Annotated in this window: 12 protein-coding genes; all 12 read right to left on the minus strand. The window is 41.6% G+C overall.

Annotation, left to right across the window (positions count from 1 at the left end; all coding sequences use genetic code 11):
• Positions 1-5: 5 nt before the first annotated feature.
• The 12 genes from cmk to DXA60_RS08920 all read right to left on the minus strand — a co-directional run bounded on the left by cmk (position 6) and on the right by DXA60_RS08920 (position 13,104).
• On the minus strand, positions 6-680 hold the full coding sequence (gene cmk, locus DXA60_RS08865) for a (d)CMP kinase (RefSeq protein WP_117920912.1): 675 nt from the start codon (positions 678-680) through the stop codon (positions 6-8).
• A gap of 70 nt (positions 681-750) precedes the next feature.
• Positions 751-2,013 (minus strand): NAD(P)/FAD-dependent oxidoreductase, encoded by a 1,263-nt coding sequence (locus DXA60_RS08870; protein ID WP_117920913.1) that lies wholly within the window; start codon positions 2,011-2,013, stop codon positions 751-753.
• Positions 2,006-2,938, minus strand: a complete 933-nt coding sequence (locus DXA60_RS08875) for a MurR/RpiR family transcriptional regulator (protein ID WP_117920914.1) — start codon at positions 2,936-2,938, stop codon at positions 2,006-2,008. Before DXA60_RS08875 ends, DXA60_RS08870 begins: the two co-directional genes overlap by 8 nt.
• A gap of 96 nt (positions 2,939-3,034) precedes the next feature.
• Complete coding sequence (locus DXA60_RS08880; RefSeq protein WP_117920915.1) at positions 3,035-4,840, minus strand: ABC transporter ATP-binding protein; 1,806 nt, start codon at positions 4,838-4,840, stop codon at positions 3,035-3,037.
• Between the two features lie 150 nt (positions 4,841-4,990).
• Positions 4,991-6,409, minus strand: a complete 1,419-nt coding sequence (locus DXA60_RS08885) for an oxaloacetate decarboxylase subunit alpha (protein ID WP_117920916.1) — start codon at positions 6,407-6,409, stop codon at positions 4,991-4,993.
• A 45-nt stretch (positions 6,410-6,454) separates the two neighbouring features.
• Positions 6,455-7,603, minus strand: a complete 1,149-nt coding sequence (locus tag DXA60_RS08890; protein ID WP_055193117.1) for a sodium ion-translocating decarboxylase subunit beta — start codon at positions 7,601-7,603, stop codon at positions 6,455-6,457.
• 16 nt (positions 7,604-7,619) lie between these two features.
• Positions 7,620-7,991 (minus strand): biotin/lipoyl-containing protein, encoded by a 372-nt coding sequence (locus DXA60_RS08895; RefSeq protein ID WP_055193116.1) that lies wholly within the window; start codon positions 7,989-7,991, stop codon positions 7,620-7,622.
• Positions 7,992-8,057: 66 nt separating this feature from the next.
• Positions 8,058-8,798, minus strand: coding sequence for an OadG family transporter subunit (locus DXA60_RS08900; RefSeq protein ID WP_117920917.1), 741 nt, complete (start codon positions 8,796-8,798; stop codon positions 8,058-8,060).
• Between the two features lie 12 nt (positions 8,799-8,810).
• The gene (locus tag DXA60_RS08905; protein ID WP_117920918.1) at positions 8,811-10,244 is read right to left on the minus strand and encodes an acyl-CoA carboxylase subunit beta; all 1,434 of its coding nucleotides are present in this window, start codon (positions 10,242-10,244) and stop codon (positions 8,811-8,813) included.
• 177 nt (positions 10,245-10,421) lie between these two features.
• Positions 10,422-11,666 carry a D-alanyl-D-alanine carboxypeptidase family protein gene (locus tag DXA60_RS08910; RefSeq protein WP_117920919.1) on the minus strand — a complete coding sequence of 415 codons (1,245 nt, stop codon included), beginning with the start codon at positions 11,664-11,666 and terminating at the stop codon, positions 10,422-10,424.
• A 94-nt stretch (positions 11,667-11,760) separates the two neighbouring features.
• Positions 11,761-12,330 carry an SMC-Scp complex subunit ScpB gene (gene scpB / locus DXA60_RS08915; protein ID WP_117920961.1) on the minus strand — a complete coding sequence of 190 codons (570 nt, stop codon included), beginning with the start codon at positions 12,328-12,330 and terminating at the stop codon, positions 11,761-11,763.
• Positions 12,331-12,354: 24 nt separating this feature from the next.
• A complete protein-coding gene (locus DXA60_RS08920; RefSeq protein WP_117920920.1) occupies positions 12,355-13,104 on the minus strand; it encodes a segregation and condensation protein A in 750 nt (249 codons plus the stop codon).
• Position 13,105 lies beyond the last annotated feature (1 nt).

Consider the following 13,105-nt stretch of genomic DNA (forward strand, 5'->3'; position numbering starts at 1 on the left):
CCTTTTTATACTTCCTTTTCTGCCTTCAGATAAACCTGATAAATGGCATCTACCACTTCATCAATATTCATTTCCGAGCTGTCAACTAAAACAGCATCCTCTGCCTGACAGAGCGGTGATGTTTCGCGGTGCATATCGCGGTAATCGCGGTCGATGATATCTTTCTCAATTTCCGCAAGATCACAGCTTACACCTTTTTCCGTCAATTCATCGAAACGACGTTTCGCACGTGTTGCCGAACTTGCTGTCAGATAAATTTTCACCTGGGCATCCGGAAGCACACATGTTCCGATGTCCCTTCCATCCATAATCACATCTGCTGATTTTGCAAGCTGACGCTGCAGCTCAACTAACTTTTCGCGGACTACCGGATAAACGCTTGTGGATGATGCCATATTTCCAACTTCCTCATTACGGATCACACCATTTACATTCTCTCCGTTTAAAAGTACCTGCTGTTCGCCGTTTTCATAGGTAATCGTAACATCTACATCCGGACAGGCAGCCGCAATTGCACTCTCATCTTTTGCATCAATATCATGCTGTAAAAAATAATACGCCATTGCGCGGTACATTGCTCCCGTATCCACGTAGATAAAACCAAGTTTTTTTGCCAGGCGCTTTGCGATCGTGCTTTTTCCTGCCCCTGCCGGTCCGTCAATTGCAATATTCATACTCATTTTTTATTTCTCCTTCTATCTTAACCAGATATGCTTTTTGCATCTTGTAAAAGCATAATTTTTAAATGCCTTATTTTTCTGTCTGCGCAGCAGATACCCCCGCAAGATATCCAGTCGACCAGGCAATCTGTAAATTATAACCACCTGTCATCGCATCAAGGTCTAACACTTCTCCACAGAAATATAAATGCGGTACCAGTTTTGATTCCATCGTGGACGGATTCACTTCCTTGACCTTTACGCCACCCTTTGTGATAATTGCCTCATTAAAATCGCGCAATCCGCAAAGTGTAACAGGAAATGCCTTGATCAGTCCGATAAAATATCTGCGTTCTTCTTTTGTGATCTCATTGACTTTCTTCTCCGGATCGATTCCGCTAAGTTCAAGCATTACCGGGATCATTTTTGCAGGGAAAAGTCCTCCAATCGAGTTTTTAAACTGTTTATTTTTTGCCTCATCAAACTCCCTCAGCAGGCGATGGTCTAACTGTTCTTCGCTAAGTGCCGGCTTTAGATCTATAAACATGGAAAGTTCTCCTGCCGTAAGAGACGGTTTTATCGCCGCACTTGCCGACAAAAGCAATGGCCCGCTGACGCCAAAATGCGTAAACAACATCTCGCCGAACTCCTGATATAACAATTTCTTTCCATTTAAAATACGCACTTCTACATTTTTTAAAGCCAGTCCCTGCATCTGCTGCACATATTCCTCTTTTGCAAGAAAGGGAACAAGCGACGGATGGATATCCGTTACCGTATGCCCCATCTCCTTTGCAAAGCGGTAACCATCCCCGGTAGATCCGGTTGTCTGATAGGAAAATCCGCCTGTTGCAACGATCACCGCATCTGCCTGCATTGTAGTGCCGTCTTCTAACTTCACCCCGGTGACAACATTCTGGGACATATCATCCACAGACGGTTCCTCTAACAGGCTCTGCACCTGTGTATGCAGCATTATCTTTACTTTTTTCTCTTTCAGCACTTTTTGTAATGTGGCGATCACATCTGAAGAATGATCTGAAACAGGGAACACTCTGTTTCCACGTTCTATCTTCGTCCGAAGTCCGTTTCTTTCAAAAAAATCAATTACTCTCTGATTATCATAAGAATAAAACGCACTGTACAAGAACTTTGCATTGGTCATGATATTAGCAAAGAGATTATCCATATCTCCTGCATTGGTGATGTTGCAGCGTCCTTTCCCGGTGATATATAGTTTCTTTCCTAATTTTTCATTTTTCTCAAGCAGTGTAACCTGACTTCCCGCTTCTGCTGCAGCGATCGCAGCAAACATTCCAGCCGGTCCTCCACCTATTACAATGATTTTATTCATGAAAATCGCTGTCTCCTATTTTAGCATATCGCATTTTTATCGAATCATCAATCGCATTGATCTCATCATTTTCATAAACCTGATATTCATCCCAGATTCCTTCTAACATTTCTAACGTCTTTGCCACATCCCTCTGCTTTTTCATACAAAGAGCAACGATCAGGGCATTGATCACACTGAGCGGTGCAACCAGTGAATCGACAATAGAAGCCATGTCACTGTCCGCGATCAGGTTGCAGGAAGAATATAAATTCATTGGCGAATGTACACTGTCTGTTAATGTAATAACTTTCGCACTGCGGTTGTTCGCAAACTCCATTGCTTTTAGTGTACGCATGGAATATCTTGGAAAACTGATACCAATGATCACATCTTCTTTTCCGATACGTACCATCTGTTCAAAGATTTCACTAGAACTGCTTGTCTGTATCAGATGTACGTTTTCAAACATCAGAGTAAAATAAAATGCCATAAATGACGCAAGCGGTGCACAGCTTCTGATTCCTATTATATAAATGTGTTTTGCATGTAAAATGGTATCCACCGCCATTTCAAATGCTGTCTGGTCTATTTTTTCCAGTGTACTGTTAATCTTTTCCGCATCTGACTTTAAAACAGATTCTAATATTTTTGACTGGCTGATCCTGCCATAGGTAACTTCCATACGCTGGATAGAATTTAATTTATTACGCACCAGTTCCTCTAAGGCATTCTGAAATTCAGGATATCCCCGATAACCAAGGTGCATGGCAAAGCGTACTACCGTGGATTCACTGACTCCGACTACCTCACCTAATTTTGCTGCTGTCAAAAATACTGCTTTATCATAGTTATCCGTAATATAAGTGGCAAGCAGTTTCTGTCCCTTGCTCAATTTACTGTATGACTCGTTGATCCGATTACTCAAATCATTTTTACTGCCCATAACCCCTCGTTCCTGTCATGATTATGACATTGTCTGCAATTTGTGATATGTCTTTGCACACCAACATTTCTATTATACCAAAACTTTTTCTTTTTGTCAGCTTTGAATCATTTTCATTTTGTAAAATTCACCTTTTTGTTCCATCAGCTCCTCAAATGTACCATATTCCACACAATGTCCATCTGCAAGAACCGCTATTTTATCCGCATCCCGGATCGTCGACAGACGATGTGCAACTATAAATGTTGTCCGTCCTTTTGTAAGATTTCCAAGTGCTTCCTGTATCAGTTTCTCAGAAATACTGTCCAAAGCAGACGTAGCTTCGTCGAGAACGATTACTTCAGGGTCACGGATCAGTGCTCTTGCAATTGCTATACGCTGCCTTTGTCCTCCTGAAAGTTTTCCTCCATGTTCTCCAACTACAGTATCAACCCCATGTGGAAGACTTTCCATCAGATCTGTAAGATTTGCTGCCCGGATGACACGTTCTAATTCTTCATCCGTAACATGTTCGTTCCCATATGTAATATTTTCACGGATAGTTCCGGAAAACAAAATGGATGTCTGCGGTACAACAGCCAGATGCTTTCTGTATGTACGCAGATCTATTTCTTTCATATCATTACCATCTAAAAGAACTTTTCCCCCATCCGCAAGATGAAATCCGATCACAAGATTCAAAATGGTTGATTTTCCCGCACCGGACTCCCCGACTAATGCGATTGTCTCTCCCTGTTTTATATGAAGATTAAAATGGTTCAGCACCGGTTTATCACTGTTCTTATAATGAAAAGAAACATCGCAGAAATCAAAAGTTCCAGTTACATCCTCCAACTGTTTTTTGCCTTCATTCTGTTCCACATCCTCTGAAAGAAGCACTTCACCAATGGAATTAACAGATTCAATTCCCTTTGCGATTGTCGGGAGAAGCGTCACGATTGCAGACACCTGATTGACAACTGTTGCAAAATAGCTCTGATAAAGAGTAATATCTCCCGCCATGATACGTCCGCGCAGCGCAAGATAGCCGGTAAATGCAAGACAAACGACCTGAAACACCTGAAATACAGCCCATCCAACCGAGCCAAACAATGCCTGTACAAGATCCAGTTTATATCCTTTTTCGGCAACTGCAAAAAGCTGTCCACTCATTTTGTGTACTTCTTCATCCTCTAAGGCATGCGCTCTTGTCACCGGAACAAGTTCCACCATTTCCATCACACGAGCGGACGTTTCTTCCATTTCTTTTCGAAATTCCGTATTACGTTTTTTCATGACAGAACGAAACGAAACCATGGTAATTGCAGCAACCGGAGTAGTCAGCAGGAAAAAGACAAACACAATCCTGCTTTTCGACGCTGTAACGACCAGTGCGACCCCGATATTTAACGCAATATTTAAAATACTTAAGAACATCTGTGTAGAAAGTGTTTCAACAGCCTCCACATCACGCATGATCTTCGACTGCAGTCTGCCGGACTGCGTCTCCACATGATAAGCAATTGACAACTGTTGCAATTTCCGGATCAATGCTTTCCGGAGTCCTGTTTCCACATAACGCGTTGCAAGACTTTTATAAGATGTATAAAGATAATTCATCGGAATATTCAGTGCGATCAGACCAGTTTCAAGAATTACACTAAACCAGATATTTCTGACTGTATCCGGATTTGCAGTCGTGACATCATTGATAATATTTGCAGTTATGATCGGAAGAACCCACACGCAGGCATGTTTTATAAAAAAACAGATCACAGCCATAACAAATTTATGATAATTTCCTTTATAAAGTGCTATCAGGATCTGTATCGGATGTCCTTTATGTCTCTGATAACTCTCTATAAACCAGTTTTCCGTATCTATGCCACTTTTTGGCAAAGTCTTTCGTTCAAAATCATTCATTTTTTCATATCCTTTAAAATTTATAGGATGATTCTAATTCTTTTTTATACAAAAAGCAATATTTCACATTGTTCATTCTGCAAAACAAAAAAATGCCATAACAGTATCTTAAGATACTGTTATGACATCTTTTGTCAATATTATTTCTGATTATACCGGATATGCACCATTCTTTGTATCTGCGATTGTTGCATCTACTTTTTTCTGCTGTGCCTCACGGTATTTGAAGAACTCAGTTGCAACCTGTGGGAATAATGCGTAGGATAATACATCCTCATCCTGCTGTTTCCACTGTTTCATCTCAGCTTCAATCTTGTCAAGTTCTGGCTCTAACAGATCTGCCGGTCGGCATGTGATCGCATTCTTCTTCTCATCACCTAATACTTTATCGACAACTTCCGGATTGAACGGTTTTACAGTCTGACCATATTTTCCGAGAAGAACGTCTTTTGTCTCTTTGGTAGCTACTTTGTAACGCTCACCCATTAATACGTTAAATACAGCCTGTGTACCAACGATCTGTGAAGAAGGTGTAACAAGCGGTGGCTCACCGAGATCTTTACGAACACGTGGTACTTCTGCAAGTACTTCCTCGTATTTGTCTTCTTTGCCCTGCTCTTTTAACTGGGAGATCAGGTTGGATAACATACCACCCGGTACCTGATATAATAAAGTCTTGATGTTTACACCTAATACTTTCGGGTTCATCAGACCGCTCTCTAATGCTTCCTCTCTCATCGGACGGAAGTAATCTGCGATCTCAGCCAGTTTGTTCTGGTCTAAACCGGTATCAAACTCTGTACCCTTAAATGCCTCTACCATAACTTCAGTAGCCGGCTGGGATGTTCCAAGTGCAAATGGAGACATTGCTGTATCAATGATATCGCATCCTGCCTCAACTGCTTTCATGTATGTCATGGAAGCAACACCGGATGTATAGTGTGTATGTAACTCCAATGGGATATCGATCACATCTTTGATCGCACGAACCAGTTCGTCTGCTTTCTGAGGAACTAAAAGTCCTGCCATATCTTTGATACATACAGAATCAGCTCCCATATCCTCTACTCTTTTTGCCATATCAGTCCAGTAATCTAAGGTATAAGCATCACCAAGTGTGTAAGATAAAGCAACCTGTGCATGTCCTTTTTCTTTGTTACATGCGCTTACTGCTGTCTGAAGGTTACGAAGATCATTCAGACAGTCAAAAATACGGATGATATCAATACCGTTTGCGATAGATTTCTGTACGAAATACTCTACCACGTCATCTGCATACGGACGGTATCCTAAGATATTCTGTCCACGGAATAACATCTGTAATTTTGTATTTTTGAATCCGTCTCTTAATTTACGAAGACGATCCCATGGATCTTCTTTTAAGAAACGAAGGGATGCGTCGAAAGTAGCGCCTCCCCAGCACTCAACAGCGTAGAATCCAACCTTGTCCATTTTATCTACGATTGGAAGCATCTGCTCTGTTGTCATTCTTGTTGCGATCAGAGACTGATGAGCATCACGCAGTACTGTCTCTGTTATTTTTAAAGGTTTTTTAACAACTTCAGCCATTTTTTCCTCCTTATACAGCGAATCTGTTTTTGTTCCGCTGTCTGATTAAATTCCAAAGATTGCCATGAATACACCGGCTGCTACTGCTGTACCGATAACACCGGCAACGTTTGGTCCCATTGCATGCATAAGTAAAAAGTTCGTAGGATCTTCCTCTGCACCAACTTTCTGTGATACACGTGCAGCCATAGGAACTGCAGATACACCGGCAGAACCGATGAGCGGGTTGATCTTGCCTTTTGTAATGAAGCAGAGTAATTTACCGAATAATACTCCGGCTGCTGTACCGAACATAAATGCGATCAGTCCAAGTGCAACGATCTTTAAGGTTGTTGCATTTAAGAAAGCCTCTGCACTTGTGGATGCACCAACGGATGTACCAAGTAAGATAACTACGATATACATTAATGCGTTAGATGCTGTCTCAGATAACTGACGGACAACACCACACTCACGGAACAGGTTACCGAGCATTAACATACCAACGAGCGGAGCTGTGGTCGGAAGGATCAGACATACGACAACGGTTACCACGATTGGGAATAAGATTTTCTCAAGTTTGGATACCGGACGTAAATTCTGCATCTTAATGGCACGTTCCTTTTTCGTTGTAAATAACTTCATGATTGGTGGCTGAATGATCGGCACCAATGCCATGTAAGAGTATGCTGCTACAGCGATCGGACCCATAAGACCAGACTGTCCAAGTTTTCCTGCAAGGAAAATGGAAGTAGGACCATCTGCACCACCGATGATAGAAACGGCTGCTGCTGCTTTATCATTGAATCCCATCAGGATTGCAAGGAAATATGCGCCGAAAATACCAAACTGTGCTGCTGCTCCTAAAAGGAAGCTGATCGGGTTTGCGATCAGAGGTCCAAAATCGGTCATCGCACCAACGCCAAGGAAAATAAGGGATGGCAGGATTGACCATTCATCTAAGGTATAAAAATAATGGAATAAACCACCGACACCGTTACTCATCTGTTCCGGAGTTGCAAAGATATCCGGATAAATATTTACCAGAAGCATACCAAATGCGATCGGAACGAGTAACAACGGTTCAAACCCTTTTGCAATAGCCAGATACAGGAAAATACATGCAACTAAGATCATTACGAAATTTCCCCATGTCAGGTTGAAAAAGGCAGTCTGATGAAGGAGGTTGCCCATTGTCTCAGTAAAATAACTCATTGTTATCCTCCTAAAATTAGTTGTTTAAAGTTGCCAGTAATGCACCTGCTTCTACCATATCACCAACGCTTACGTTGATGCTTGCTACAGTACCATCTTCGGTAGCAACAACCGGTGTCTCCATTTTCATGATTTCAAGAACTAAGATTGTGTCACCTTTCTTTACAGATGCGCCTACAGAAGACTCGATCTTAAATACTTTTCCTGCTGCACCTGCTTCGATCTTAACATTGCCTGCGCCACCTGCCGGAGTTGCTGCCTTCGGAGCTGCTGCCGGTGCCGGAGCTGCTGCACGTCTCGGTGCTGCTGCCGGTGCGCTTACTGCACCATTTTCTTCTACAGTAACATCATAAACATTTCCATTTACGGTAATTGTATAGCTTTTCATTGAATCATCCTCCTGTGATCATTACTTTTTTAACGACATACTATTTTATAACTTGTCTTTTTTCGTCTATCTTCTATGAATAGAACGTACTACGAATCCATCTGCTGACGTTCCTTCTGCCGCTGCGATCGCTGCAGAAATAACTGCAACCAGTTCTAAATCGTCGGTAAGAGAAGCTGCTTCCTCACGCTGTTCGATCTGGTCTACTACAGGATCTGCCACTTCTTTCTTTGCACCAGCATTTGCTTTTTTGTTCTGTAAATACGGAATTACTTTAAAGCAGCTGATGATCAGACTGATCAGGATAAGAACTACGAATACGGTTCCCATTCCCATCAATGTATTCATGCCGGCTTTTTCCATTTTCTCACCAAGTGAATACACAAGATCTGCACTGGCATCTGTAAGTTCCGGTGATTCTGTTTCGTAATTATATTCATATACATATGAAACAACTACATCTCTGTCTGAGAAATGTAAAACCTGATCTGCAGTCACAGTTTTCTGTGCTTTCGTCACAGTAAGCTCTCCAAGTCCCTGATATGAACCTAAATCCGGAACTGTTTCACCCCAGGATGTCAGTAAATGGGCAAACGCATCCATTCCGTTGGAATCATAATATTCTGCACCGCTTTGTATATCTTCATCTGAAAATGAAACAAGCGCAGATACTGTCTGCTCCATGTTATCCTGAATATCAGAATAGCTCATACCAAAATAATCAACGCTCTTAGGATCCGTTCCACATGCTGTCATTGCCAGAACCATAAAGCAAAGACAAAGCATAAGAGATAATTTTTTCTTCATAACTTCACCTTTCTATTTTGTTCCATGTTTCTTGTCCGGTACACCTGCACATTTTGTATATAATAATTCAAATGCATCTACAAGGTACTTTCTGGTGTCTGCCGGATCTAAAATAAGATCTACATAACCGCGTCTTGCTGCAGTCATGACACTAGACTGTAATGCATCATATTCTTTTGCTTTTGCTGCAAGTTCGTCTGCAGATGCATCTGCGTACATGATCTTAGCTGCAAGATCTCCATCCATCATACCGATCTTTGCATCTGTCCATGCATATGTAAAATCTGCTCCGATTGCTTTGGAGTTCATTGTCACATAAGCACTTCCGATTGCATTTCCGGTAATTACGTTAACTTTCGGGCAGGTTGCATCAGCAAACGCCATAGTCATACGTGCAAGTGCTTTTGCAAGTCCTTTTTCTGCACATACAGTAGCTGCATATCCTTTTACATTTGTTAAAGACAATACAGGGATCTCAAATGCATCACAGAAATTAACGAACTCTGCTACCTTGTTGCATCCTCTTGCTGTTAAAGCTCCGGAGAACTCTTCTGCTTTTTTGCCTTCTTCATCATAAACTTCTGAACAGTTTGCAACTGCGCCGATTGTCATTCCGTTTAACTGGATAAATCCGGTTACCATGTCTTTTGCGTAGTTTTTCTTTGTCTCAAAGAAAACATGTCCGTCAGAGATCTCGCTGAGTAAATATCTCGGATCACCTTTCATAGCTGCCATGTTCTCACATGCACGGTTTAAATCATCCTCACATTCAGATGTATATACATCTCCCTCGTTATTTAAAGGAAGAATGCTTACTAACTCACGAATCTGTGCAATGATCTCATCCTCTGTTCCAACTGCATCGATGCAGCCATTCTTCTCACTCTGGAACTCTGCTGAGGATGTATCGCATTTTTCAACACGGTTGCCATCGATCGCATTCGGGGAGTTGATGAACATTTTTCCTTTGCTCTCCATAAATGCAAAATCAGATAATGCAGGTACTACTGCAAGTCCACCGCCACAGCTTCCGAAAATAGCGGAAATCTGTGGAACAACGCCGGATGCTGCGACCTCCTTTGCGTAGATCTCACCAAATCCGTTTAATGCATCAACAGATTCCTGTAAACGCATTCCGGCGCAATCGATAAATCCGATCACCGGTGCTCCCATTTTCATTGCCATATCATATACGGCTGCAATCTTCTTTGCATGCATCTCTCCGATAGTACCGTTTAATACGGCTGCATTCTGGCTGTATACAAATACCAGATTACCATCTACCAGACCGTGTCCGGTAATTACACCATCGGACGGTGTATCTGTGTCTGCAAGATTAAAGTCTGTATTTCTTGCGGTTACGAGAGAACCGATTTCCATGAAACTGTTCTCATCGACTAACTTGGTAATACGCTGCATTGCCAAGCTATCATTACTACTATTCATCCTTTTTGCCCTCCATCTATAAAGTTTGTTACCACATCTTTCGACATGGTACATAGTGAATAATGTAAAAATATAACAAATTCCGCTAGGATAAATTATAGATGGTCGGCGACAAATTTTCAAGTGAATTGTTAATTTTTTGACAGTTTTTTTTCACATACATAGTGTTTTGGGCATTTACAGCGGAAATAATTCGGCTGCTTTTTTTATGCACCAGAAAAAATCTATTTTTTTTACCGTCTCCTTTACCGTAACTGTACGTTTTGCCAGAATCTCATCCCCAAGCAGATATGTAATTTCTCCTGCAAAATCCCCATTCATTACCGGCGCATAAAGTTTTGGCGTCACTTCATACTTTACCTGTATTTCCTGCTCATTTCCAATCAGCAGTGCTGTCAGTCCTTCTATCGGTGATATTTCCAGTTCTGTTCTAACCTCTCCACCGATCTTTTTGCTCTGCCCGCCTTTCACCTCTACAGCAGCAGATTCCTTTGTGTTCAGCTCAATCTCATCCAGTTTTATTTTTTTAAACATTGTAATTCCATACTGCATAAGTTTCTTCGCATCTGCCCACTTATATGTTTTATTGTTCGGCCACCCGCAGGCAAGCAGTGCTACAATAAAAGTCCTGTCATCACGCTGTAATGCGCCTATATAACAGTATCCCGCATTACCGGTAAACCCGGTTTTACCGGACAATGCCCCATCCATCATCTGCAAAAACGCATTATGATTGTAACAGGTATAACTGTTTTTCCCATCCATATCATGAAACTGATATTGCCCTTCCTGTGTGATCGTAAGAAACTGTCCCGCCATCTTAGAACCTTTGATACAATACCGCATAATCAGCGAAAGATCCGCCGCTGTCGTATGGTGAAAACCGTCTTCATCTTTTGCATCCAGTCCGTTTGGTGTAATAAAATAGCTGTCCTCACAGCCGATCTCTTTTGCTTTATCGTTCATCATTGCTGCAAAATCAGCCGTTGTGCCTGCGATATGTTCAGCGATTGCCACTGCACAGTCATTATAAGATTCTAACATCAGTCCGTACAGCAGATCCTTCAGATAAAAACGCTGTCCTTCCCTCATACCAAGATGTACTTTCGGCTGTGAAGCTGCAAGTGCACTCACGGTCACTTCACTGTCTAACTCACATTTCTCAAGTGCAATGATACAGGTAAGAATTTTTGTTGTACTCGCATTTGCCATCGCCTGATGTCCGTTTTTTTCATACAGGATACGTCCGGAATCCGCGTCCATGAGCACTGCCGACCTTGCATACAAAGAATTCTGATCCGGCTCTCCCATTATTTTCTCCATCTGCACATTCCCACTTTGTTCAAAAGCTTCCACCACCTGTATACCGTTTCCAATTAAAATTACAGTAATAAGTATCCACGCCAGCAGCTTTTTCCACATATGCAAAACTCCAAAAAAGTATTTCATCAATCCTTATGTACACAACATCAAAAACATGTGCATTTACATCAAAAAAAATACATATAAAACCGGATCAGATATCCAGTTTCATATGCATTTCCGCTTCTGCTTCCTGTTTAAATTCCTCAACCTGGACCGGACTTGGCACAGGGAGTTCATCTATCGAATGTACACCAAAGCTCCTTAAGAACTCTTCTGTCGTTCCAAAAAGCAACGGACGGCCCGGTGCGTCAAGTCTTCCCAATTCACATACCAGATTATACTCTACCAGTTTATTTACTGCATGGTCGCAGGAAACCCCTCTTATCTTTTCAATTTCTGCTTTTGTGATCGGCTGTTTGTAGGCGATGATCGACAGCGTCTCAAGTAAAACATCGGTCAACACATGTTTTTTCGGCTGTTTGGCAATTTTTACCAGATATTCATACATTTCTCCTTTTGTACACATCTGGTAAGAACCGTCAAGTTCCATGATCTTGATCCCGATACTGTCATTTTCATAGCGTTTCATCAGATTTTCCACGATCTTTTTTGTCTGTTCTGTATCAAGTTCGAGTGTTTTTGCTATGCGTTCCAATTCCACTGACTCTCCCATCGTAAACAGGATTGCCTCAACGATTGCTTCATATTTCTTTTCTTCCATGCCAGTCCCCATTTTGCTCTGCAGCTACGCAGCAATTTTTGATTCAATTTTTATATCATCGAATGTGTATTCCTGCGAAACAACTATCTTTCCCATTTTCATCAGTTCTAATATTGCAAGAAATGTCACAACCACTTCCATTTTCCCGGACTGCGCTTCTAAAAGGCTCCGGAATGAGAAATGTCCGTGATGCATGCTGTACTCTTCCACATACGACATCTTATCGGAAAGTGACACTTCCTCTTTCTCAATTTTTCCAAATTTAGAGCGGACCGGATCGATCTTGTCCGCCTGTTTTTTTATGATAGACTGAAATATATCGTTCAATCTTGCGAGTGTGATACCGGACATCAGTTCATTCACATCTACCGGTTCTTCATATGCAAGCACTTCCGGCGGAATCGTCGGTACTTTATACAGGACTTTTTCCGCATCGATCTGACGATCCTTAAGTTCATATGCCATACATTTATACATTTTATATTCCAATAACTGCTGCACAAGTTCGGCTCTTGGGTCTTCCTCCTGCTCATCTTCACTTTCTTTTGCAGGAAGCAGCATTTTGGATTTAATATCAAGTAATGTCGCCGCCATCACAAGGAATTCGCTCATCACATTTAAGTCCTGTCTGCGCATCTCAGCAATATATTCCATGTATTGGCTGGTAATCTCCACGATCGGAATATCATATATATTTACTTTATTTTTTTCCAATAAATGTAAAAGCAGATCCAGTGGACCCTCAAACACCTGAAGCTTTACTGTTAATTCCATC

Source organism: Roseburia sp. OF03-24, from assembly GCF_003463035.1.
Classification (GTDB): domain Bacteria; phylum Bacillota; class Clostridia; order Lachnospirales; family Lachnospiraceae; genus Roseburia; species Roseburia rectibacter.